Genomic DNA, 25,231 nt, shown 5'->3' with positions numbered 1-25,231 from the left:
GCGCCAGGCTGATTATCAGTCTTTACGCGAGTTGATTACGGGTTAATGGCTGGAACCTTGCTATGAGCAATCGCTACCGCGCGTTGTGGATATCGGATGTCCATTTGGGTAGTAGAGACAGTGAGCCCCACCGATTAGCAGATTTCCTGGCACAAAATCGTGCTGACAAGGTTTACCTGGTGGGGGATATTTTCGATATGTACGCCCTGTCCAAAGGGAAGGGCACCTGGTGTCAGGCATCTTCCATGTTGCTGGGTATGCTTTCGGAGTTAAGTAGTCTCACCCCGGAAGTCATTTATATTCCCGGAAATCACGATGCCCCCATGCGCAGCTGGGCGGGCAAACGTCTGGGCAATATCCGTATCGAGCGCGATTGGATTCACACTGCTGCTTGCGGTAAACGTTACTGGGTAACCCACGGAGACCAATTTGAACACCACATCAAAATTAATCCGCTCAGTTACCACATTGGGGATCGCAGCTACTATCTGATGTTGCGATTTAATCGCTGGATTAATTACTGGCGCAGTCGTTTCAATAAACCTTGGTGGTCTTTGGCCAGCCAGGTAAAAAACCGCGTTGGCGCTGCCAGGCAAATGATGAGCGATTTCGAAAATATCGCCGTGGGTGAAGCAGTGGCCAAAGGCATGGATGGGGTTATTTGTGGACACATTCATCGCCCGGCACTGCGCAGCAAAAACAAGGGCGAGCGCACGGTGACCTACGCCAATTGTGGCGATTGGGTCGATTCGATGAGTGCCGTGGTAGAACAACAAGATGGCAGCCTGGAACTGCTCCATTGGTACCGGGCCCCCAAAATAGCCAGCATAATGACAGAGGTGGTGGCCGCATGATTCAGCTCGAAACACTGTTGCAAAAAAATGCCTGGTATAGCGCAGCGCCGCAAAAGCCAACACGGAAACTGGTTTCCGCCACTCTTAAAAAAATTTGTTGTGAGGAGCAGATTATAGAGTTTGGACGGCGTTACCCCCATCTGGGAGGGCTAGATTTTATTCGCCAGCTATTTAGTGACCTTAATTTCCGCTATGAATTAAATCCCACGGAACTGGAAAGGGTGCCAGTGACAGGCCCCTTGATTATTGTGGCGAATCACCCGTTGGGCAGCCTGGATGGCCTGGCCTTGATCGATATGGTTGCCCGGGTGCGCAAGGATGTGCGTGCAATTGCCAGTCAACTTTTATGGAATATTCATCCGCTGCGCCCCTATTTTTTGCCAGTGGATAATTTTAATGGGCGCACCCGCCGTTCGGATGTGCAGGGGATTTACGATTATTTGGGGCAGGGTGGGGCTGTAATTATTTTCCCCGCCGGTGAGGTTTCGCGCCTCAGTCCCCAGGGTGTGCGTGATGGGCGCTGGAACCCTGGATTTGTGCGCTTCGCGGAGAAGGCGAATGCGCCGATTCTGCCGGTGCAAGTACTCGGCAGAAATTCCTGGTGGTTTTACGGTCTGTCGATGCTGAATAAACCCCTTTCGACCCTCTGGCTTATTCGAGAAATGTTCAAGCAGGCCAGTCGTGGCATTGATATCCGAATTGGCCGCCCCCTGGAAGCGGAACATTTTCGCAGTTGGCCGCTAACCCCTCGCGCCCAGGCCGCGCTATGGCGCAAACATGTATACATGCTACATCGGTCTCCCGCGCCCCTGGGTCCCGATCTTATCGCTGCTGCGGAGCCTCGTGGCGAGGTGGAGAGAATTATAGAGAGCTGTGAAGCCCTGACCGCCCAAGGGGACTTTTCCGTGCGCTTATATCGCCAGAGGCCGGATTGCCCGGTAATGCGTGAGTTGGCGCGTACACGTGAAGTGGCCTTCCGCGCAGTGGGTGAGGGAACCGGGCAGAGCCGGGACTGGGATGCATTTGATGCACACTATGACCACTTGCTGCTATGGGACCATAAGCTCAAGCAGATAGCTGGTGCTTATCGCATTGCTGGCACCGAGAGCCTGGCGGAGGATGAAATTTACAGCAGTACCCTGTTCAATTACCCCTCGCCGCCGTGTCAGTGCCTACCGGGCTCGGCGGAATTGGGCCGCAGTTTCTTACTGCCGGAATACTGGAGAGGAAAGGGTTTAGACCTGCTTTGGAGTGCTATCGGCCAGTGGGTTTTACGCAATAATGTGCGCTACTTATTTGGCCCTGTCTCTATGCCGGGAACATTTTCGGTGCGGGCCAAGTCGGCGATTGTAAGATATTTCTCCCATTATTTCGCTCCGCAAAATTCACTGGGCGATGCGCGCCTGCCCTTTCTGCAATCCGGCGCACCCCTGCCAGATCTTTCCGGGGACTCCATCGCAGATATGCGCCAGTTAAAGTTGGTGTTGCGTGAAGAGGGGGTGGTTTTACCACCACTTTTCAAAAAATATGCCGCACTGACGAAACCGGGTGGAACCAGCTTTCACGCCTTTAATGTCGATCCGGATTTTTGTGATTCCGTCGATGGGCTTGTGGTGGTTGACTTGCACCTTGCCGATGAGAAGTTCGCACGGCGCTACCTCTCCAGCGAAAATGCCGCTTAATACAAGAGGACGGTTATAAGAACCGCCCTCTTGATTGATTGCCAAAATTATTTCCGGCTGCTATCCCGCCTTTCGCAGTTGCTCCAGTTTCTGGCGCACACTGGCTAGTTTCACGCATAGTACGAACACAGACATGGCTGTATCGAGTTCTTCCAGTGGGGGGAAACTCGGTGCTATACGAATATTGCTATCCTCAGGGTCTTTGCCGTAGGGGAAGGTGGCTCCGGCTGGAGTCAGTTTTACTCCGGCCTCTGCTGCCAGCTTGACCACCGCCTTGGCGCAGCCCGGACGCGTGTTAAAGGAGACAAAATAGCCTCCCTCAGGTTTTTCCCATTGACCTAAATCCGTATCGCCCAGCCCCTTGTGCAGGTGTTCCAGCACACAGTCAAACTTGGGCTTGAGGATATTCGCATGCTTGCGCATGTGTTCCTTAAGGGTGGTGAACTCGGTAAAGAAGCGAGAGTGGCGCAGCTGGTTCACTTTATCTGGGCCAATAGTCATCGCTTGCATCTGCTGTTGCAAAGATTGCAGGTTGGCGCTGCTGGCGCTGACAAATGCCACGCCGGCTCCCGCATGGGTCACTTTGGAGGTGGAGGCAAATTGAAGCACTGAGTCCACAGTGTCATTTTCCAGAGCGGCCGCACGGATACTGGCTAGGCTGACATAGTGGCCCAGGTCGTGCACGGCATAGGCGTTATCCCAGAAAATACGAAAGCCCGGATTGGCGATTTGCCCCAGTTGCGCCAGACGCTCTACGGTTTCATCGCTGTAGGTGACGCCGTTGGGATTGGAATATTTAGGCACACACCAGATGCCGATAATTTCGTTGTCCTCGCGAATATGTTTTTCTACAAGGTCCATATCCGGCCCCTGCGCATTCATGGGAATATTGATCATGCCGATCCCCAACTGTTCACAGATGGTGAAGTGTCGATCGTATCCGGGTACCGGGCAGAGGAATTTCGGCGCTTTCAGTTCGCGCCAGGGAGTATTGCCGGCAAAGCCGAACAGGTAACCGGTCAACACCGCGTGATACATCAGGGTGAGCGAGCTATTGCCCCCGGCAATGACTTCTTCCGTGGGCACTTGAAGCATATCCGCGCCCAGTTCACGGGCACAGGTAAGCCCGATCAAACCGCCATAGTTGCGGCTGTCGGTTCCGCCGGCGGCGCGGTAATCGCTGCAGAGGATGCCGTCGAGCTTATCCGATAAATTTAACTGTTCGGTTGAAGGCTTGCCGCGGGTGATATCCAGATTCAGTTCGTGTTGGCGGATGCGCTCGTAGTGGGTGCTCAGCTCTTTCTCCCACTCCGCTAACTGGTCAATACTGGCGGATTCGATTTGCACGTGATGTCCCCTGACTGGTCATTAGAGGTGGCGAGCTTAGCAGTATGAGCCTGGTTTCGTCAGCCCCATGGCTGAGTCTTCAGGGGTTTCTTTCGCGGTTATGTGAGGGGAATAACCACGTATACGGCTCTGTTTATCTTTGTTTTCCGGCCGCTTATTGATTAGCCAGTGAGTGGAAATCCTGGGCATACTCCCTGAGGGTGCGGCTGAGGTGACGGCGCTGCTCAAGGCTGGTGCTGGTTAATATTTTTTTTGCCAATACCTGCGCCTGTTGTTGGCGCTGCTCCTGGGCCTGACGGTATTCAGGTGACCAGAGTTGTTCCGGATTGAGCAGCAGGCTGCGGATTTTTTCCAGGTATCCCTCGGGTTTAGAGCGCAATAATTCGAAGGCTTTTGATTGCCAGAGCCTTCGCTGTTCGATGCGTTGCAGGGGGCTATATTCCATTTTGGAAACCCAGGCGGTAATCAGGTTTTTTTGCTCTTCGGTAAGGGTACCGAGCCAGCGAACACTTTCCCTGCGGATAATCTTGTCTCGCTTTTGTTGTATTTTTTCCGGTGATCGCTGCCACTTTTCCAGGGTCTTCTGCTCTTTTTTCCACATATTGCCCTGCAGCTGGTTGATTTGCTGTTCATTGAGCTGCGCCGCCAGTGGCAACATCAGGTTGTAAGCATTTTCACTGGCCGCGGCTAAAAACTGGTGGACCTGCTCTTCGACAGGTTGTAACTGTGGGTTTTCCAATGCCCCGTTATCGACCCTTTCCGCCAGATTGTTCAGGAAGTCGGCATAGCGGGGCAGTTGGGTCTGTCGATGCCATCGAAAAAAGCTGTTGAGGGCGCCCTGCAGCTCACTTTTTTGGGTGCGGTCCAACTCCACATATTTCTGGGCTTTCCAGCGAATCCAATAATCCACATTGTTGTAGGCAAATTGGATGCTGGAACAACTATTGATAAATAGTAAGAAGAGTAAAAGTGCAATAACACGCCAAAAATGGTGTATTGGCGTGCCATTCAGTTGTGTCATCGATTTTTCCTATAGGCATTGCCCGACTGATGCCGGGGAATTATTAGAAAGCATAGATGATCGGGTAATCGGCTTCTTATGGCGTGAAATTACTCGTTTTGACTTGTGTGTAGCTGGACTCCTGGGGCCTTGCCAGATCCATAAATAGCAGCTCCTGGGTTGAATAGATAAAAAAGGTGACAATGACATTTCTTGCAGTCATCACAGCCGCTCACTCTGTCTAGCCAGCACATAGACTGATAGTTGTAATCCTCCTTGGTTTAGCGCGGGTGAATTCGGTTGTAGCGGGAGGAATAGGCAGCCTGGGTGAATGATGGAATGACTACGACGATCATGGAGGCCGAAGCCCGTGAGGCTCCGGCAAGAATTGCTGAGCAGTTACAAAGCAATGCCAAAGTCATGGAGCAACTTGGGGAGCGCTTGCGGGCTCATGCCCCGCGCTTTGTCATGCTTGTTGGGCGTGGCTCTTCCGATCATGCCGGTGTCTTTGCCAAGTATTTGATAGAAATAGAAACTGGGACCCCTACTTTTGCCGCAGCACCCTCGGTTTCCAGTGTGTATGGCCGCCAGCTTAAATTGGAAGGGGCGATGGTATTGGTGATCTCCCAATCGGGGCGCAGCCCAGATATCCTCGCTCAGGCCAAGATGGCCAAGGAATGTGGAGCCTATACCGTGGCTTTGGTGAATGATGAACAGGCGCCAATCAAGGATATCGTCGATTTGCTGATTCCCTTGAAGGCGGGCCCGGAGAAGGCGGTGGCGGCCACCAAGAGTTATCTGGCCACGCTCTCGGCAATTTTGCAGCTGGTGGCCTGCTGGAGTGGAGACAAAGCGCTTCGTGAGGCGCTGGAAAAATTGCCCGAAACTCTACAGGCGGCGGTGTGCGCAGAGATTCAGCTGAGACCCGAAGATCTGGCCTCAGTACAGAACTTGGTGGTGCTCGGGCGTGGTCCCGGTTATGCCATAACCCGGGAGCTGGCGCTGAAGTTGAAGGAGGTTTGCAATATTCACGCGGAGTCTTTTTCCAGTGCGGAGTTTTTACACGGACCGGTTACTCTTGTTGAGGACAAGCTGACCGTAGTGAATGTCCCTATTGAGGATGAGTCATTCAAGGCGCACAGCGAGCAGATTGATGACATAGTGCATAGGGGGGCAAGCCTGATTAATCTACACGTGCCCAGCAAAGGGGTGCATCCCCGCGTCGCGCCCCTGGCCTTGCTGCAGCGCTTTTATATCGATGTTGCCCATGTGGCGGTAAACCGCGGTATTAACCCCGATGAGCCGGCGGGGCTGAAAAAAGTCACGCAGACCGTGTAATAATCTGCCGGAAATCCAACGACAAAAAATACTCAGAGTTACTACTGGGTCAGAAGGAAAGAATACACTGCGCTCAAGACGCGCTGTGAATACATCCCTGTAAGCTCGTAATCGGCATCCATGCCTCATACGGTCCCGAGCGCAGTGTATCCTTTCCTACCCCCTTTTTAGTAAGTCAGAGTTAAGGAGGGGCTGTGGCTTTTGCCTTGGTCGCAGAAAAACTTTTTGAGGGCGAAAAAATCCTGGAGGATGTGCCCCTAGTTGTGGGCGATGACGGCCGCATTGCTTCCATTGGTGAAGACCCGCAGTCCTCAGCACCCTATCTCCATGGACTGCTGGCACCTGGGCTGGTGGATATACAGGTGAATGGTGGCGGTGGCGTACTGTTTAATCAGGAGCCCACTGTCGAGGGGCTGCGCACCATGGCTGAAGCCCATGCCCGCTATGGCACCACCGCCTTCCTGCCCACCCTGATTACCGACCGCCTCGATGTTATGCAGAATGCCGCAAATGCGGTCAGTTCCGCATTGAGTCAGCAGGTGCCTGGCGTGGTCGGTATCCACTTTGAAGGGCCGCACCTGAGTGTGCCGAAGAAGGGTACCCATGAGCAGTCATTTATCCGCCCTCTCAGTAATGAGGAGTGGGAAATTTATGAGCGCGGGGATCTGGGCATCAAGGTGGTTACCCTGGCGCCGGAAACTGTACCTGTGGAGGATATTCACAGGCTGGCCTCGCTGGGGGTGCGGGTTTGCCTGGGGCACTCCAATGCCGATGGTAAAACCGTGCATTCGGCATTACAGGCTGGCGCTGTGGGTTTTACGCATTTGTACAATGCCATGTCGCCGTTGCACTCCCGCGAGCCCGGTATGGTGGGTTCTGCCTTAATTTGCGATAAGGCTTGGTGCGGCATTATTGCTGATGGTCATCATGTCAGTGCTGAGGCCATTACCCTGGCTCTCAAGGCCAAGCCGCGCGGAAAACTGCTGCTAGTTACGGATGCCATGTCCCTGGTGGGAAGCGATGCGCTAAGTTTCCCGCTGTTTGATCGGGTGGTGACCCGAGAGGGGGACAAGCTGACTTCCAGTACCGGTGAGCTGGCCGGTTCGCACCTGGATATGATGGGAGCGGTGCGCAATATCAGCGATTGGTGTGATTTGGATATTTATGAATCCCTGCGCATGGCGAGCCTCTACCCGTCCCAATTTCTGGGCTTGCAAAGCGGCAAGATTGCGCCCGGTGCCAGAGCGGATTTCATTTTGTTGGACCGGAATTTACAGGTTCAGAAAACCTGGATAGGGGGGCACCAGGTTTATGGTGATTAACGCTTTGAATTTTCCTTAATTTTTTTAGGCTGCCTTACATCTGTTGGTTAATAGCTTCCTCTACCGCAGGCCCGCTGGAGTCCCGCACGATTAGAGTGGGAGTAAAGCTGCGACAATTGCTGTCCGTCTTTGCTCTTACTTGCTGTTCTTTTTCCTGGCTTCCTCGGCACTGAATGCGTTCCAGCACCAGTTCTGCTGCGCAGCGGGCAATATCTTCGTTGGGTTGATGGGCGGTGGTGAGTTTGGGCCAGGTTTGGCGTGAAAAGGGGCTATCTTCGAAGCCGGCGATGGAAAGCTGTTGTGGTACCTCAATATTTAGCATGCGAGCGGCAAACAGTGCGCCTGCGGCCATTTCATCGTTACCGGCAAAAATAGCGGTGGGGGGATTGGCGGAGTGCAGCAAAGCGGTAGCCCCGGCCACGCCAGAATCAAAAGAATACTCGCCCTCAATCACCAGTTCTTTTACAAAAGGTAGGCCTGCTTTTTGTAAAGCGTGCTTGTAACCCGTCAGACGGCTGTGCGTGGATAAATGTTCAGAGCCGCCGCCAAGATAGGCGATTCGCTTGTGGCCCAGCTGCAACAAATGTTGGGTAATGGTGAAGGAGGCTGCCTCGTCATCAATCTCAATACAATTTTCTTCTCCCTGGCTGCAACCTTCCGAGGAAATTATCCGCACGAATTCCACATCCAGGGATTTCAATGTATCGATGACTTCCTGAGTCTCGGAAAAAGGGGGGGTGAGCACCAGCCCGGCAACCCGGCTTTGTTCCACCAGTTTGCGCAGCTCTTCGTGGATAGTGTCTCTTTGGCCACTGCCTGGATGAATAAGCAGTTCGTAACCCTGTTCGCGGCAGGCTTCGAGAATGCCGTTTTGCATGTCGATCACATAGTAGGCATTGGGGTTGTCATAAATAAAGGCGATGGAATAGGTGTGCGTGCCGGCTAAGTTGCGCGCTGCCAAATTGGGGCGGTAATTGAGTGCCTCTACCGCCCGCATAACCCGCTCGCGGGTACTGGCGCGCACAGAGGGTTCATTATTAATGACTCGCGAAACAGTCTTTATTGATACGCCTGCTCGTTCGGCTACATCGTTAATGGTGACTTTCATCGGCACCGTTCCCTCTTGCAAAACCCGTCGTGGGGAGGCGCAGGCCTCCTATTCATCGCTCTCTCTGTTACTCCAGCCACCCGAAACAATGGAGAGTGCCCGGAGTAGACAGTTTGGCAGCTGCTCAGAATCCCGGCTGGCGGCGGATTCTAACAACAATTGAATATGGCGCAGGGGCAGCGCAAAGGGGCTTTGCACTCTTTCTAGTGGAAAGGCTGGCCGGGTGGGCGCTGCTGGTGAGTGAAAAAGGCTTATCAATCATTCATCTTTTTGTAATTTTCTTACATTTTTGCCTTTTGACACCAAAAACTTATTCCTGCACTCATCGGTATTATGGCGCTTAATTTTCTATATTGAGACTGTTGGCGCTTTTTTTTGGGGTTCTAGCAGTTTCCAGCTGGATAATCGTATTGCTCACCAGAGGCCCCTTGATCTTTTTTGTAGTTTTACTACATAATGTGCTCCATCAGCTTGCCGGACATTACTGCTGTACTTCTCATAGATCCTGAAGTCTCTACTCCACCAGGAAGGGGGAGGTTTAGCTCTTGTCGACCCACTAGTATCTGGTGGGCTTGGAGGGCAGCGGCAAAAATTGGTTCTGGCAAGAAAGTGCGTGCTTAGAGCTTCAAATAGGCTCTAACTGTGCTCTTTTATTTCTTCTTGAAGCAGGAGCGCAATTTCTTCACAAGATGGGTAATGGAGTTCTCCGGTTTCTCCATCTTCAGTCGGGTGATAGGGCGCGGGCCGCACTACAACCCAGTCAAGCGGCGGGACTTTTTGCCGCAGGCCCTTTCAGGGAAGAAAGATCACTGGTGGCTATTTGGTCATCGCAATATGGCATCGGTGCCGGTCTCAGGCTGCACCGCAGCAGAATTAATACGGAAGAGTCATGGTTCACAGCAAGGTTCAGGCGGTTACCGAGCGCATTATCCAGCGCAGTGAGGAAACTCGCGCTCAGTACTTGGCCCAGGTGGAAAAAGCGCATATTGAAGGGCGTGCCACTGAGCACTTGTCCTGCGGTAACCTGGCCCATGCCATTGCAGCTTCTCCAGAAAAGGACAAGCAACTTATTGCTTCCGGGCGCGGCCCCAACCTGGGGATTGTCACCGCTTATAACGACATGCTTTCCGCGCACCAACCTTATGGCACCTACCCGCCACGCCTGAAAGAGGCGGCGTCGCGCCACGGCGCCACCGCACAGGTGGCCGGCGGAGTGCCGGCGATGTGCGATGGGGTGACCCAGGGGCGCCCGGGTATGGAGCTGAGCCTCTTTTCCCGCGATGTAATCGCCATGTCCACCGCCATAGCCCTTTCCCACGATGTCTTTGAAGGCGCCATGTTCCTCGGCATCTGCGACAAGATTGTGCCGGGATTGGTCATCGGTGCCCTCGCTTTTGGGCACCTGCCCTCAATCTTTGTTCCGGCGGGTCCAATGCCCACCGGGCTTTCCAATGCGGAAAAAGTACGGGTTCGCCAGCTCTATGCCGAGGGCAAGGTTGGCCGTGCCGAATTGTTGGAGGCGGAGAGCGCCTCTTATCACAGTGCCGGTACCTGCACTTTCTACGGCACCGCCAACAGCAACCAGATGCTGGTGGAAATTATGGGCCTGCAGCTGCCGGGCAGTTCTTTTGTGAATCCCGGTACTGGCCTGCGCGATGCATTGAACGAAGCGGCTGTGGCCCAGCTGGCCAAAATTACCGAACCCAGCCAGCACACGCCCATCGCAAAAATCCTCACGGAAAAAGCCTTTGTTAACGGCATTGTGGGGCTGCTCTCCACGGGCGGCTCCACTAACCATACGTTGCATTTAATCGCGATGGCGCGCGCGGCCGGAATTCAGATCACCTGGCAGGACATGGCGGATCTTTCCGAAGTGGTGCCTCTGTTGTGCCATGTCTACCCGAACGGCACGGCCGATATCAATCACTTTGCCGCCGCTGGTGGTATGCAGTTCCTGATTAGTGAGCTACTTGCCGCCGGCCTGTTACACGGCGATGTATACACAGTAATGGGCGATTCCGGCCTGGAGCCCTACTGTCAGGACCCCTTCCTAAATGAGGTCGGTGATGGTGTGGTTTGGCGTCCAACAGCGCAAGAGAGTGCCGACACCACGGTGATTCGTCCGGTGAGTGAACCCTTCTCTCATCACGGCGGTTTGCAGTTACTGGAGGGCAATCTCGGCCGCAGTGTCATTAAGGTTTCTGCGATTAAACCGCAGCATCTCAAAGTGAAGGCGCCAGCGATTGTACTGCACAACCAGGATGAACTACTGAAACGCTTCAAGGCTGGCGAGTTGGAGCGGGATTTTGTTGCCGTAGTGCGCTTTCAAGGGCCGCAAGCCAATGGCATGCCGGAGCTACATAAGCTGACCCCAACCCTGGGGGTGTTACAGGATCGCGGTTTCAAAGTGGCCCTGGTCACTGACGGGCGTATGTCCGGTGCATCCGGCAAGGTGCCGGCGGCAATCCATATGTCTCCGGAAGCAGTCGAAGGTGGTCCGATCGCCAAAGTACGCGATGGTGACTTGGTGGAGCTGGATGCTGAGGCCGGGGTGTTGCGTGTCCTGGTGGATGAAGCGGAATTTAATGCGCGCGAACTTGCGCAGTGCGATTTGTCGGGCAGTGCCCGAGGCATGGGACGCGAGCTATTCGCTAATATGCGCGCTATTGCCAGTGGTGCCGAGAGCGGTGCCAGTATTCTTTATTAAAGTGTGCCGCTTATATATAGCGGTGCAAGAGAAACGATTTCAGAGCGAATTTTATGTCTAACCCATTTGATATGGTGTTGTTTGGTGGCGGTGGTGATCTTGCCCTGCGCAAGCTGATTCCGGCACTGTATCGTGCTTACCGGGAGGGCAGCCTGGCAGAGGGCTGCCGCATTCTCCCCGTTTGTCGTCGCCAGGAAGACGCTGATCAATATTTAAATGTGGCCCTTCAGTCCCTGCAGCAATATTTGCGCGATGGTGAGTATTGTAATTCTATCTGGACAGGCTTCAGTCAGTTACTACGCCCAGTGGCCCTGGATATTTCAATACCCGACCAGCAGTGGACGCATTTGTCCGATATCCTCGAATCGGACCCGGACCGAGTGCGTATTTTTTATTTGGCCATTCCCCCGGGCGTCTTTGGCCCCTGCTGTGAAAACCTCTCAGCGAAAGGATTAATTAGCAAAAATTCCCGGGTAGTAGTGGAAAAACCCCTTGGTTATAACGCGCAGACTGCTGAAGAAATCAATAGCAAGATGGCGAGCTATTTCCCTGAGAGTAGTATTTTTCGTATTGATCACTACCTGGGTAAGGAAACCGTTCAAAACCTGCTGGCCCTGCGTTTTAGTAATGTTTTGTTCGAGCATCTTTGGGATGCAAAAACCATCGATCATATTCAGATCAGTATTTCTGAAACTGTCGGACTGGAAGGCCGCGCCGGGTTTTACGATGAAACCGGTGCGCTGCGGGATATGGTGCAAAACCACCTTTTGCAGTTGCTGTGTCTGATCGCTATGGAGTCCCCCAACTCCATGACGGCGAAAAATATTCGTGCAGAAAAAATAAAGGTGCTGGAAGCACTGCGTCCACTGAAAGGTGATTTGGTGGATGAAAACGTGGTGCGCGGCCAGTATGTGGCCGGAGAAATTGATGGGCAAAAGGTGCCCGGTTACCTGGATGACTTGGCGGACGGTGCCAGCGCCACTGAAACCTTTGTAGCGCTGCGTGCGCATATCGACAGCTGGCGCTGGGCGGGAGTGCCGTTTTTCTTGCGTACCGGCAAGCGAATGGAAAAGCGCTGTGCAGAAATTGTGGTGCAGTATAAAAAAGTTTCTCACCACGTCTATGACGAAAGCGCGGGAAATGTAACTCCCAATCGCCTGGTTATCCGCCTGCAGCCGGAAGAGAGTATCCGGCTGATTCTGATGGCCAAAAAAATGGATAGCCTCACTACAGAGCTGCAACCGGCGGAGTTGAACTTAACCCTGTCCGACACTTATGACAGTTTTCGCAGTGATGCCTATAAGCGGTTAATGCTGGATGCCGCCGCCAATAATTCGGCCCTATTTATTCACCGCGATGAAGTGGCGGCGGCCTGGGCCTGGGTAGACCCGATTATTGAACACTGGCGTGAAACCAACAATCAGCCCAAGCCCTATCCTGCGGGCAGCTGGGGACCAGAGGAGGCCAATGAATTACTGGCCCGCAGTGGTCGTCACTGGTTTAACGCCAAGTAACGAATCCGTGGATTACCCGGCTTTTTTTTCGGTGATCCACAATGATGAATGGAAGTATTCATGGCAGAAGAAAAATTTTTCACTGATCGCGAGCGCCTGGTGCAGGCGTTGGTCCACGATTGTGCCTGCGAACTGCAAAAAGGCATTAAAGAGTCTGGCCAGGCTACCTTTCTGGTCTCGGGAGGCAGCACTCCGGAACCGGTTTATCGCGAACTTTCCAAGCGCCCATTGCCCTGGTCACAAATTACCGCTGCGTTGGTAGATGAGCGCTGGGTAGATAAAACCCATAGCGGTAGCAATCAGGCGTTTATTGAAAACAGCCTGATACAGAATGATGCCGCCGAGGCCACCTTGCTGGGTATGAAAAATCTGCATAGCAGTGCCGCAGAGGGTGAAGCTGACTGTGAACGTGCTTATGGCGAGCTGCAGCGCCCCTTCGATGTGTGCATTCTGGGGATGGGCAATGACGGTCACACCGCTTCTTTATTTCCCCATGCACAGGGCCTTGCTGAAGCACTAAATCCGGACTCCGATAAATTGTGTAGCGCAATCACTGCGCAACAGAGTGCAGTGACTGGTGCCAATACCGAGCGTATGACGCTAACCCTAAACGCTATTTTGCAGGCAAAAAACATCAAGCTTCTGATTACCGGTGAGGAAAAACTCAAGGTCTATCGGGAAGCCCTGCTCGGCAGTGATGAGCTGGAGATGCCGGTGCGCAGTATTCTCAAGCAGGGGCTGAAACCGGTCACTGTGTATTGGGCGCCTTAACGAACGATTTGGAATTGATTGATGCAGAAAAATATCGCCGACATTTTGCAGTCTGCTGGCGTTGTCCCAGTGTTGGTTATCGAACAGGCTGAGGATGCGCTGCCCCTGGCGGAGGCCTTGCTCAAAGGCGGCTTGAAGGTTCTGGAGGTTACGCTGCGTACAGAAGCAGCTCTGGCCGCGGTGGAGCAGATTGCCAAACACCTGCCCGAGGCACATGTGGGCACAGGCACAGTATTAAATAGCGATGACCTGCGCCGTTCTGTCGATGCCGGAGCGGGCTTTATGGTAAGCCCCGGCGCTACAGAAAAATTACTGGCAGCCGCCGACGAAAGCGATGTGCCTCTATTGCCCGGAGCCGCTAGTGCTTCAGAAGTAATGCGTCTTTACGAGCGCGGTTACCGCTACCAGAAATTTTTCCCTGCCCAGGCTGCTGGTGGTGTGCCCATGTTGAAATCCCTTGCCGGCCCATTGGCGGAAGTGTGCTTTTGTCCGACAGGCGGAGTGAGCCCCAATAATGCGGCGGATTACCTGGCGCTTAATAACGTGGTTTGTGTGGGCGGCTCTTGGATGGCCTCCAGCGCTTTAGTGCGGGAGAAAAGCTGGGCCGAGATCACCCGACTGTCGCAGCAGGCTGCGGCACTGAAATCGTAATTAGGTACCTGCGCTGAGTGCCGACCACAGTATTAATCCGGTGGCACTTCAACGACTGATACAGGGGCGCTATATCGCCAGCCAAATCGTCATAAAAGTTCGCTAGGGTGCATTCGTCAATGGATGCAACAGGGGAAAACCAGAAGCTAATAAGAAAGGTTAAAGCCAGATGAAAATTAAAGTCGCCATCAATGGTTACGGCCGTATCGGCCGCAACGTCACCCGTGCCATTTACGAGTCTGGCTATAGCGATCGTATCCAGCTGGTTGCGATTAATGATTTGGCTCCGGTTGCCTCCAATGCGCATCTAACTCGTTTCGATACTATTCACGGCCGCTTTGCCACCGAAGTTAAAGTGGATAGCGATGCGTTGATTATTGGCGGGGATCGGGTGCAGGTCTGTCAGGAGCGCGATCCGGCTAAGCTGCCCTGGAAAAAAATGGGAGTGGATCTGGTGCTGGAATGTACCGGCCGCTTTACCGATAAGTCTTCTGCCTCTGCCCATATCGAAGCCGGTGCTGCCGCAGTGCTGATTTCCGCCCCCTCACAAGATGCGGATCTCACCGTGGTTTACGGCGTAAATGATAGCAACCTGACGGCGGATCACCGCGTGGTTTCCAACGCTTCCTGCACCACCAATTGCCTTGCGCCTGTGGCACAGGCCCTGCATCGCGAGCTGGGTATTGAACGCGGCTTTATGACCACGGTGCATGCCTATACCAACGATCAAAATACCCAGGATGCCGTTCATGCGGATATTTATCGGGCGCGTGCCGCGGCCGATAATATGATTCCCACCAAGACCGGTGCGGCGGCAGCCGTGGGCTTGGTGCTCCCGGAATTAAAAGGCCGTTTGGATGGAATGGCGGTACGGGTGCCGGTAAGTAATGTCTCCCTGGTGGACTGCCAGTTTATCGCGGGCCGCGATACTACGGTTGAAGAGGTAAATTTCATTATGCAAAGCGCTGCAGAGCTTAGCGGTGGCGTTCTCAGCTACTGTGACCAGCCTTTGGTATCCGTGGATTTTAATCACACCACCGCTTCCAGCCACTTCGATGCCAATCACACGCGAGTGAATGGCAACCTGGTGAAGGTGATGGCCTGGTATGACAATGAGTGGGGGTTCTCTCACCGTATGCTGGATACCAGCCTGGCCATGGCGACGGCCCTGCAGCTTGATATGCCGGTGGCGGAATCTGCCTGAACATACACATGTCATGGGTTGGCCAGGCATCGGAAAATTGCTGTGGGAAAACCTGTGAGTTCGTCTTGTACACTAGCGGGCAGGCTAAATTCACTTTATGCAGAACTTAGCCGGCCACAAAAATTCTTTTTCCTTCAAATATCTGATGGGACCATATGATTCGCCATACAAAAATCGTCGCCACCTTGGGACCCGGCACCGATAAGCCGCGAGTGATCGATGAAATGATTCGTGCCGGCGTCAATGTTGTGCGCTTAAACTTTTCCCACGGTACCGCCGATGACCATCGTCGCCGAGTGCGGGAAGTGCGCGATGCCGCTGAAGCACAGGGGAAAACGGTCGGAGTATTGGGCGATTTGCAGGGTCCCAAAATTCGGATTGCCCGCTTTGCCACAGGCAGTGTGACGCTTGAGAACAATGACGAATTCACCCTGGACCTCGACTGCCCTGCCGAGGGTGGCGATGAGCATCGCGTAGGGGTCGATTACCCCAGCCTGATCAGCGATTGCCACTCCGGCAATATTCTCCTGCTCGATGATGGCAAGATTCGCCTGGAGGTAACCGGCACCACTGCGAGCAAGCTGTTTTGCCGTGTGTTGCAGGGTGGCAAGCTTTCCAACAACAAGGGTATTAACCTACTCGGCGGTGGCTTGTCTGCGCCAGCTCTGACGGAAAAGGATTACCGGGATATCGAACTGGCTGCGGAATTGGAAGTGGATTTCCTCGCGGTGAGTTTCCCCCGCTGCGCCGAGGATCTTGAGACTGCGCGCAAAGCCATGCTGGCCGCTGGTAGTGAGGCCGCCATTGTGGCCAAGATTGAACGGGCTGAGGCTGTTGCCAACGATGCGCAGATGGATGCCCTGATTCTCGCCTCCGATGCGATTATGGTGGCCCGCGGTGATCTGGGGGTGGAGATTGGCGATCCGGCTCTGGTGGGAGTACAGAAAAAACTGATCCATCGTGCCAATGTACTCAATCGCGGTGTAATCACTGCGACGCAAATGATGGAGTCCATGATCTCCAGCCCGACCCCCACCCGTGCGGAAGTGATGGATGTGGCCAATGCTGTATTGGATGGCACCGATGCGGTGATGCTCTCCGCCGAAACCGCAGCTGGCGATTACCCGGTATCTGCGGTGGAATCCATGAGCGAGGTGATTGTGGGGGCAGAGCAGTATCTGGGCAGTGTGCCTTACGCACCGGAGGAGCATGGCGCTTCGGACCGTATCGATACGGTAATTGCCCAGGCCGCGATTGATGTGGCTTCCCGTGTAGAGAATCTCTGCGCGGTGGCCGCCTTGACCGAGTCCGGCCGTACTCCGCGCATGATGTCCCGCGCCAATACCCGCCTACCGATTTATGCCATGACAAGGCACCCCAATGTTGCACGCCAGCTGGTACTTTTGCGTGGAGTAGAGCCCATCAGCTATGACCCATCCACAGTACCACTCGGGCATCTTACAGAATCCATTATTGAAGTGTTGGGTTCGCGTATCGACCTGCAAAAAGGTCAGCGTGTGCTGATCACCCAGGGTGAGCGCCTCAATGTGGGTGGACATACCAATTCGATGCGTATTAAAGAGATCGAATAAGTCATTTGGGTGTAAGCCATTACTTACTTCGGAGCATCCGAGAATAGTAATGGCTTTTGGCCTATAAAAAGATTATCAATTAGTTTTTCTGCATATTTTTAGCTGCCATTAGACCCACCGGCCGCAAAACCACATCTTTATTTTTCACCCCTTCCTGAGAGCATATTGTGATGCTATTCACAATGTTTTTTGTCTCTAAACGGCCCTATAGCTTCAATTATCGCTTGCTACTTTAAGTGATGAGGAAAACTGCAGAATCCGGTGCTCTTTTAATTTGGATTAGCATTATTTGAATTGACATTGATGGGTTTAATTCGAATTTGATTTTTCTTTTAGAGTTTTGTAATAAATTATCTGCTGTCTGGGTGTCTGAGTATTAACTTAACACTCTCAATTCAAAAGAATTTTATTATTTTGTTGATCTTCATTTTAATTCCTGCTGTCGTACTCGTGTAATGCCGTTTATCTACCCCCCTTCACTTATTTGCGGTAATCTGCCCGGATAGGTCGCAATTTCAGGTATCCCTTACCGGTAGCTTTGGCCTCATCCCATCCAGGTACCGGTGAATTTGAACTATTGACAAGTAGTTTTCCATAAACTTTCGGGGTAATGAGATTCACTATTTTAGATTTCACAAATTGTGAATACCCTAATCCAACAAAATTTGACGCACTACAGCGGGCAGTAATCAGTTTGCTGTGTGTAAATTGAACAATTTTGGGTTGGGACGGTACCAGGCCCCGGGGGCTGGGTTGTTGATAGATGAGAAGATAAATCGGGATGATTTATTGGATCAGGCAAAGATAACAAGAAGCTGGCGCAAAGCGGGCTTACGGCGTTTGAAGGATTATCCATGCAGCTAAGTGTCGAGAACAGACAAGGCATTCGTTATATGGTGAGAGTTGGCTGGGCGTACCAGATGGGTATTCCCATGCAGGTAGATGCCACCCAACTGCTCTCCATGTTTGATGACGTTGCCATTCAGGAAATCTATGAACACTTTTTCGGCCTGAATGGTATTTCCTGTAATACGCTGAGTGTCAGTATTCAGTCCAGCCAAGCCGGAACGGTTTATCTCGGGCCCCTGAGTGAAGCGCCGGGGCACCTAAGCAGCCGGGAAAAAGAAATCTACCTGGCCCTGGTACAAAACCGCCTGATTATTGAAGAAGCCCCATTTGCAGCCACCGCACTGGCCGATAAGCAGGCTGAGTTGTTGAGTAAAATCCGCTTAGGGCTTCAGCAGATTATCGCCCAGGAGAGAGCGGAGGCCGCGCTGATTCAGCAGCGCCATGAACAGCGTTCAGATCTTGAGAAGGTGGGTGCCTATATTGATCGCGGCGCTACCGGCCTGGGCAACGCTGCCTGGGGTTTGGTAGTTTGGAGTAAGGATGTACTTGAGGTAGCGGCGCTGGTTAATCCTATACGTCAGTCCTTTGAGCAAAATAAAGCCATTGTCAATTACCTGCTCAATGATAAAAGCTTGGTAGAGTCCCAGCGGGAGTACTTATCCGCGATCCAGCGGGAAGCCGTGGATGTGCTCGGCTTTGACCCCACCAAAATCACCAAACAGCAATTTGATCTGGCTGTTGAGGTGGCTGAGCTGATTTATGAAGATCCAGCCCTGCGCGACACCTTCATCCGCTTTGCCAAAGATTACGCGAGTGCCCAACACAGCCTGGAAATCACCGAAATAGCCGGCGGTGGTGCCTTTGAGATTATTCTCACTATCGTGTTAGCGGCGGCTACCGGTGGCATTGGTGCGGTAGCTGCTATGGTCAAAAATACGCGCCTGCTCAAAGCCTTTGGCGGCATCGGCGATCTGATGATGGATTTTGCCAAGCTGAAAAAACAGCACAACCTGCTCTCCAAAAAACGCGGCGGCAATGCCAAGGGCAATGGTGCCAGCTTCTCTGACCTGAGCTCCTCTGAAGCTGCGGTACCAACTTCGTCCGGCGGCCCCTCGTCGAGTAGCTCTTCCTCAAGTAGCGCTTCGAGTAGCTCTACTTCTAGCAATAGCTCCTCCAGTAATTCCAGTAATGCCAATCAAAGCAGCCAGGGGAGTGGCTCAGGCTCCAATGCCGATGGTGGGAGCCAGGCCAACGGCAGTTCTACTTCCAATGAGCCGGATAGCGCCAATAGTGAAACCGGCGAGACTCCTGACGGTAAAAAGGCTCAGTGTGCTAAGAACTCTTGCCACGGTGGTGATCCAGTTAATTTAAAAACTGGTGAGGAGTTCCTCTCGCTTGTAGATACGGTATTGGATGGCCCACTGCCTCTTACCGTAGCGCGCACCTACCGCAGCAGTAACCCCAAAGACTTCGGCATGGGACACGGCTGGACCCATACCCTGGGTGAAAAACTGCTTTGGCGGCCTGGTAAAGCGGTGCAGCTCCACGACGCCGAGGGCCGAGTGATTAACTTGCCGGCACCGGGTGACAGTGGCCGCAGCCACAATGTGGTGGAGCAGTTAACGCTTACTCGCGTTAATGACGAGCATTGGATAGTGACCCCCTACGGCGCCCCCAATGGAGTGCAAAGGCACTTTAAAGCTATCGGGGATAAGGGGACTCTTAAGCTCGCAGAAATTCGCGATGGCTACGGCAACTTCTATCTGTTCCACTATATCGATGAGCGTTTAATCTGCATTGAGAGCAGTCTCGGTGAAGCCCTGCATATTAGCCCACCAGAAGGGCAGGCTAACAGCCTGCGTATCGGTGAACTGAAAAAAGAAACCCGCGATGGCCGCATTAAAGTACTCGCCCAATATGAGTACAGCGATGAAGGCGACCTGATCAAAGCCACCGATGCTGATGGCCACAGCGAGCAGTATCAGTACCGTCAGCATGTTATTAAGCAGCGTACCCTAAAAACCGGCTACCGCTTCCATTTCGAATGGGATGCCGAAGGTCCCTCGGCCCGCTGTGTACGCCAGTGGGGCGATCCTATCGATGGGCAGGCCACTTACAACTACCAGTTTGATTGGGATGATGATGGCAAGGGTGTCACCGTAACTGATACCCGCGGCGGTAAAGAGCGTTATCGCTTCAATGATCGCGCCCTGCCCATTTATCACCGCGACCCGGAAGGTGCCGAGACCCTTTATAGTTACAACGACCTGGGCCAGATCACTAAGGTACAGCTGCCAAGCGACGATGGCAGCCTGCGCGAAGAGATTTATCAATACGACGATCAAGGGCGCCTGGTACAAAAAGCCGATGCCGCCGGCAATAAGCGCCGCATTGAATACAATAGCGAAGGTCTGCCCGCAAAAGTTACGGACCCCGCTGGTAATAAGTGGCAACGCGAGTACAACAAAAAAGGTCAGATCGTTGCCACTAAAGACCCTCTCGGCAACAGTACCGAATACGGTTATAACCCCGTTGGTCTGATCGGCAGCGTTACCGACCCATTGGGAAATACCACCCGCTACTTGTGGAATCCTGAGGGTAAACTCGCCGCGGTTAAAGACCCGATGGGCCGCGCCCAGCACTACCGCTACGACAGCGCTCGCCGCTTGGAAGAGGTACAACATGCTCCCGGTCAGGTCACTCGCTACGAATACGATGCCCAGGATCGCATCCATGCGGTAATCACCCCAGATGGCGCCCGCACCCAATACAGTTACAACCCCCAGGGGTTACTGGCCGAAGTTACCGACTCCGAAGGTCGCAGTACCAGCTACGCCTACGACGGCCTAAGCCAGGTTAAGACGCGCACCAACCCCGACGGCAGCCGCCTGGAATACCACTACGACGGTGAGCGCAACTTAGTCGGCCTCACCAATGAAAACGGAGAGCGCTACCAGCTTAAATACGATCTCAATGAGCGCCTGATTGAAGAGGTTGGCTTCGACGGCCGCGTGACCCGCTATGCCTATAATCGCGCTGGCCATTTAATCAGCTCCAGAGCCGTAACCGATACTGATACTGGTAAGGGTATCGACACCATCTTCGAGCGCGACCCCTTCGGTCGCCTGCTGGAAGAAGTGACTCCAGACGGCATCACCAATTTCCGCTACAACCGCAGTGGGCAGTTAATTGAAGCGGAAAATGCCCACCGTAAATTGCGTTGGGAGTACGATGCCAATGGCCGCGTTGTGGCCGACTGGCAGGGCAAAGACAAACTGAGCCACCAATACGATGCCGCCGGTAATCGTATCGCCACGACTTTACCCGATGGTGAAGTACTGAACTTCGCCTTCAACCCCGCCGGCCAATTCCAAAGCCTGCACCGCCGCCCACTGGGCAGCGATTCCGATCAGCTGATCACTAGCATCAGTCACGATGAGCAGGGCAGGGAAAGCCAGCGTCAGCACGGCAATGGGCTGGAAAGCCAGAGAGACTACGATCCTCAGGGTCGCCTGCAAAAGCTGCGCCTGGGCAAGGCCAATGGTCCGGTATCAGATCCGACTCAGTCAAACTCCATCCTGGAGCGCCGCTACCAATACAACAAAGCCGGCCAGATCGCTCAAATTGAGGACAGCCTGCGCGGCACCCGCAGCTACCACTACGACGCCCTCGACCGCCTCACCCAGGTAGACGGCCCCAACCCTGAATACTTTGTGCACGATCCCGCGCACAATATTCTTGCCGCCGCCAATTCGAAAGACGAAGCCAAGCAGCAGGCCAGCGCTACCCAGGTCAAAGGCAACCGTTTAGCCTTCCGTGGTGATACCCACTACCGCTACGATATCCACGGCAACCGCATCGCCGAGCTACGCGGCAAAGGGCAAAAGCTGCAAACCCGCTATCACTACAACAACCGCCAACAGCTGGTGCGTGTAGAAAAGCTCAAGGTAGAAAACGGCACAGAACAGTTTCAGCAGGTCATCCACTACCAATACGACCCCTTAGGGCGCCGTATTGGTAAAGCGAGTGAAAGCGAGCAAACCGATTTTCTCTGGGATGGCGACGTACTCCTGCGGGAAAACAAAACCGATATCCAGACCCAGCAGGATCTCAATACCCGTACCTACTACTTTGAGCCGGGCACTTTCAAACCTGTTGGGTTAAAAGAAGATAATCAGGTTTATCACTACCATCTGGATCACCTGGGAACTCCAGATACCCTCACTAATCAGGATGGTGAAGTGGTATGGAGTGTTGCCTACAAGAGCTATGGCAATATTGCTCTGGCCCATGAAAATCAGATAGAGCAGCCGATTCGTTTTCAGGGGCAGTACTTTGATGAAGAGACTGGCCTGCACTACAACCGGTTTAGGTATTACGATCCGCAGGTTGGGGAGTTTACTCAGCAGGACCCGATTGGGTTATTGGGTGGGGTTAATAATTATCGGTATGCACCTAATCCGGTTGGGTGGATTGATCCTTACGGTTTGAAAAGTAAGGATTGTCCGCCATCTAATACAGTCACAGAGCAGCTTGATGCTCAACCGGATAATGCACCTTATAAAAAGGATAAGAACGGTCGTTGGCACGACAAGAAAGGTAAATTTACAACTCAGAGCTGGCCTCCAAATGATGGCTTTGGAAGTGTTAATGGTCAGGTTATAAGAGAAAAAATCATAATGACTCCCGGTCAGAAAATAGATCGCTTTGGTGGGTGGTATGACGATAATGGTTTCAATGATAAGGGCAGCTATTTTTCAGATGTGGGAGCTCCGTTCGAGAATAGGGCACTACCTCCTGAGACTATGAACTCTCCATATCACCAGTATGAAGTTGTTGAGCCTTTCGAGGTTGAAGCTGGTCCGATCGCTCCATGGTTTGGAGAGCCAGGAGGGGCAATGCAATATTTTGTCCCGAAGTCTGAGGGCGGAACAGACGGACTTTTGGAATCTGGAAAAATTAAGAGAACTACGAAGGTTGATTGATGAATAGAAAACGAGAATATATAGATTTCACACCTAACCAACCAAAAGGGTATCCAGCGGGGAAATCTATTTATTATGAGTGTCTGATTTGTGGAGGTGTAGTTGAGTCTAAACCAAGATATTTCTCTGAGTGTGAGTGTCAAAATATAACTGTAGATAATTCTGGTGGAAGGCTCGCCATTACAGATCATGAAAAATTTAAAATATTCAAGACATAGTTAGTGGTTTATGTGATTGATTCTTTAAGTGGTAACTTTTCGGCTGTAGAAGATAGGCGCTATTATGTGTAAAAATTAATAAAAATATTTTCCTGGTTGCATTGTTTTTCATGTGAGTCGCTAGAATGTGATTGTAATACTTTTTTTGGGGAAATATCTCCGATGGAAATTTTTATTTTTATGGAATTCGAAGTGTTAGTCTATCTGCGAGAAAAGGTCCAGCGCAAACCTTACTGTGGGAATTATACTAATAGCTGAGCCATTGTGGTCCGTTAAAAATGATTTCTATCAGTTCATCACCAGTAGCAGTTATGAAGAAAGTTTTGAGTAAATGGCTTGGGACCGAATGAAGGTTCCTCGGGATGAGCGAATGAATTATATCAAGCCGACGGGAAGTAAAAGATTTTTTGAAGATAATGATCCAGATGAATAGAGCTCAAGCCGATGATTAAAGATTTTGTGCGAGATGAAAAAAATGGTGAAGTGAAGTGGGTTAGTGATGGGGTGTTAATATCAAAAAAGTATAATAATAAAATCCAAGCTGAATTGATTGTTGATCAGAATAGGGTGCTTGTAGTAAGTGATCACAAAGAGAGTGGACCTCAAAATCTTTGTATATACGATGAAAAGGGTGAGGTGGTCTTGAAGCCCATGATGCCTAAGTTAAATAATTCTGTTGATGGTGTGTATTCTGTTTGGTTCATTCCGGGCAGTAAGATACAAAAGGTTGTTTTACTTACTGATGAATACTCTCCTTTTGATACGGTTTGTAACTTGAATATTAACACTGGAGAGTTTTCCGATTTTCACCGAACAAAATAAAAATAGAGTTGTCCATCATAGTAGGTTGAACGTACTGCATGTGTTGGGCCCTAATGACTGGATGTGGTATAAAACATCCTAATCACCACTTATGGCAGGTCAATTTTCAGCATCCTTTTTACTGGCTTAAGGGTAAGATATGTGATGGGTGTAAACCCAGAATTTCGGGATAAGTTTTATTTTTGCAAATCAATAGTCGTTGACTATGTTCTGGAGGGACGTTCGAGAAAAATTACTAAGGTGATATCTTATAAATAGCTTGTCTTTATTTCTAGGAAAAGATCGAGGCGCCTCAACAGTTTTGTCTTGGGATGAGGGAGGGCGACAAGTTGTTCTTAAGTTTCCAACAATTGCTCGAGCTATTTATTCTTCGACATCTAAAAAGGTATACGTAAGTGAGTATATCAGGTCGTTAATCCATGTTTATTCACAGAGTGGTGAGTTGCTGGATAATTTTAATATTCCAAAAAAGAATGGCTGCCAGTTTAGGGGGTTGAATAAAAACAAAAAATCTAGCACAGGAGTTTCGTTGCTTTATTTTCCTGTTGAAGCTGGGGTTGGAAATCAATGGGAGGATATTGAACAATTTGAGCTATTAGATGCTTGCCCATATTTAGGTGGTTTTATTGACATATATCGCTAAAGAAATAGTTCCTGATGTTTTTGCCGTACACTGTGTAATATTTTTTTTGCTAAATAGAATAAATGGGGTCAGAGTAAACTATTGTCGCTTGCTTAACCTTTAACCAGGTTTCAGATCACTGGCTACGAATACGATGCCCAGGATCGCATCCATGCGGTAATCACCCCAGATGGTACCCGCACCCAATACAGCTACAACCCTCAGGGGTTACTGGTCGAAGTTACCGACTCCGAAGGTCGCAGTACCTGCTACGCCTACGACGGCCTCAGTTAGGTTAAGACCCGCACCAACCCGGACGGCAGCCGGCTTGAATATCACTATGACGGCGAGCGCAACTTAGTCGGCCTCACCAATGAAAATGGAGAGCGCTACCAGCTTAAATACGATCTCACGAACGATGAATCGAAGAAATCGGTTTCGATGGCCGCGTGACCCGCTGTGCCTATAATCGCGCTGGCCACTTAATCAGCTCCAGAGCCGTAACCGACACTGATACTGGTAAGGGTATCGACACCATCTTCGAGCGCGACCCCTTCGGCTGCCTTTTAGAAGAGGTCACTCCAGACGGTATTACCAACTTCCGCTAAAACCGCAGCGGTCAGCTAATCGAGGCTGAAAATGCCC

General features: G+C 51.9%; 18 protein-coding genes. 15 read left to right on the top strand and 3 right to left on the bottom strand.

Going from position 1 to position 25,231, the window contains the following annotated elements:
• The first annotated feature begins 62 nt into the window (after nt 1-62).
• Nucleotides 63-854, top strand: a complete 792-nt coding sequence (locus ACJJID_RS12850; RefSeq protein WP_444919825.1) for a UDP-2,3-diacylglucosamine diphosphatase — start codon at nt 63-65, stop codon at nt 852-854.
• The gene (locus ACJJID_RS12845; RefSeq protein WP_444919824.1) at nt 851-2,536 is read left to right on the top strand and encodes a lysophospholipid acyltransferase family protein; all 1,686 of its coding nucleotides are present in this window, start codon (nt 851-853) and stop codon (nt 2,534-2,536) included. Before ACJJID_RS12850 ends, ACJJID_RS12845 begins: the two co-directional genes overlap by 4 nt.
• 60 nt (nt 2,537-2,596) lie before the next feature.
• Here the strand turns inward: ACJJID_RS12845 and ACJJID_RS12840 are convergent, their stop codons facing one another.
• Nucleotides 2,597-3,883 carry an aminotransferase class I/II-fold pyridoxal phosphate-dependent enzyme gene (locus ACJJID_RS12840; protein WP_152454629.1) on the bottom strand — a complete coding sequence of 429 codons (1,287 nt, stop codon included), beginning with the start codon at nt 3,881-3,883 and terminating at the stop codon, nt 2,597-2,599.
• Between the two features lie 154 nt (nt 3,884-4,037).
• On the bottom strand, nt 4,038-4,904 hold the full coding sequence (locus tag ACJJID_RS12835) for a DUF6279 family lipoprotein (protein WP_444919823.1): 867 nt from the start codon (nt 4,902-4,904) through the stop codon (nt 4,038-4,040).
• A gap of 318 nt (nt 4,905-5,222) precedes the next feature.
• On the opposite strand from ACJJID_RS12835, the gene nagB-II reads away from it, so the two are divergent.
• Together nagB-II and nagA are read left to right on the top strand one after the other, a co-directional pair.
• Complete coding sequence (nagB-II, locus tag ACJJID_RS12830; protein ID WP_444919822.1) at nt 5,223-6,221, top strand: glucosamine-6-phosphate deaminase NagB-II; 999 nt, start codon at nt 5,223-5,225, stop codon at nt 6,219-6,221.
• A 194-nt stretch (nt 6,222-6,415) separates the two neighbouring features.
• Complete coding sequence (gene nagA / locus ACJJID_RS12825) at nt 6,416-7,543, top strand: N-acetylglucosamine-6-phosphate deacetylase (protein WP_444919821.1); 1,128 nt, start codon at nt 6,416-6,418, stop codon at nt 7,541-7,543.
• Nucleotides 7,544-7,577: 34 nt separating this feature from the next.
• Here nagA and ACJJID_RS12820 read toward each other — a convergent pair whose 3' ends face one another.
• A complete protein-coding gene (locus ACJJID_RS12820) occupies nt 7,578-8,651 on the bottom strand; it encodes a LacI family DNA-binding transcriptional regulator (RefSeq protein ID WP_444919820.1) in 1,074 nt (357 codons plus the stop codon).
• 113 nt (nt 8,652-8,764) lie between these two features.
• On the opposite strand from ACJJID_RS12820, the gene ACJJID_RS12815 reads away from it, so the two are divergent.
• From ACJJID_RS12815 to ACJJID_RS12765, 11 genes are all read left to right on the top strand, one after another.
• Nucleotides 8,765-8,995, top strand: coding sequence for a hypothetical protein (locus tag ACJJID_RS12815; protein ID WP_444919819.1), 231 nt, complete (start codon nt 8,765-8,767; stop codon nt 8,993-8,995).
• Nucleotides 8,996-9,540: 545 nt separating this feature from the next.
• Nucleotides 9,541-11,358, top strand: coding sequence for a phosphogluconate dehydratase (gene edd, locus ACJJID_RS12810; RefSeq protein ID WP_444919818.1), 1,818 nt, complete (start codon nt 9,541-9,543; stop codon nt 11,356-11,358).
• Nucleotides 11,359-11,411: 53 nt separating this feature from the next.
• Nucleotides 11,412-12,872 carry a glucose-6-phosphate dehydrogenase gene (zwf, locus tag ACJJID_RS12805; RefSeq protein WP_444919817.1) on the top strand — a complete coding sequence of 487 codons (1,461 nt, stop codon included), beginning with the start codon at nt 11,412-11,414 and terminating at the stop codon, nt 12,870-12,872.
• 60 nt (nt 12,873-12,932) lie between these two features.
• The gene (gene pgl / locus ACJJID_RS12800) at nt 12,933-13,643 is read left to right on the top strand and encodes a 6-phosphogluconolactonase (RefSeq protein ID WP_444919816.1); all 711 of its coding nucleotides are present in this window, start codon (nt 12,933-12,935) and stop codon (nt 13,641-13,643) included.
• A gap of 21 nt (nt 13,644-13,664) precedes the next feature.
• A complete protein-coding gene (locus ACJJID_RS12795; protein ID WP_444919815.1) occupies nt 13,665-14,294 on the top strand; it encodes a bifunctional 4-hydroxy-2-oxoglutarate aldolase/2-dehydro-3-deoxy-phosphogluconate aldolase in 630 nt (209 codons plus the stop codon).
• 169 nt (nt 14,295-14,463) lie between these two features.
• Nucleotides 14,464-15,498 carry a type I glyceraldehyde-3-phosphate dehydrogenase gene (gene gap / locus ACJJID_RS12790; RefSeq protein WP_444919814.1) on the top strand — a complete coding sequence of 345 codons (1,035 nt, stop codon included), beginning with the start codon at nt 14,464-14,466 and terminating at the stop codon, nt 15,496-15,498.
• A 155-nt stretch (nt 15,499-15,653) separates the two neighbouring features.
• Nucleotides 15,654-17,090, top strand: a complete 1,437-nt coding sequence (pyk, locus tag ACJJID_RS12785) for a pyruvate kinase (RefSeq protein ID WP_444919813.1) — start codon at nt 15,654-15,656, stop codon at nt 17,088-17,090.
• A gap of 854 nt (nt 17,091-17,944) precedes the next feature.
• A complete protein-coding gene (locus ACJJID_RS12780) occupies nt 17,945-22,924 on the top strand; it encodes a glycohydrolase toxin TNT-related protein (protein ID WP_444919812.1) in 4,980 nt (1,659 codons plus the stop codon).
• A gap of 662 nt (nt 22,925-23,586) precedes the next feature.
• A complete protein-coding gene (locus ACJJID_RS12775) occupies nt 23,587-23,964 on the top strand; it encodes a hypothetical protein (protein WP_444919811.1) in 378 nt (125 codons plus the stop codon).
• Between the two features lie 301 nt (nt 23,965-24,265).
• The gene (locus ACJJID_RS12770) at nt 24,266-24,607 is read left to right on the top strand and encodes a hypothetical protein (RefSeq protein WP_444919810.1); all 342 of its coding nucleotides are present in this window, start codon (nt 24,266-24,268) and stop codon (nt 24,605-24,607) included.
• A gap of 428 nt (nt 24,608-25,035) precedes the next feature.
• Entirely contained in the window at nt 25,036-25,194 is a 159-nt protein-coding gene (locus tag ACJJID_RS12765; protein WP_444919809.1) for a hypothetical protein, read from the top strand.
• Nucleotides 25,195-25,231 lie beyond the last annotated feature (37 nt).

Source organism: Microbulbifer sp. CnH-101-G, assembly GCF_052466775.1.
The sequence above is the reverse complement of the archived record's forward strand: the minus strand, read 5'-3'. Positions and strand labels throughout refer to the sequence as shown.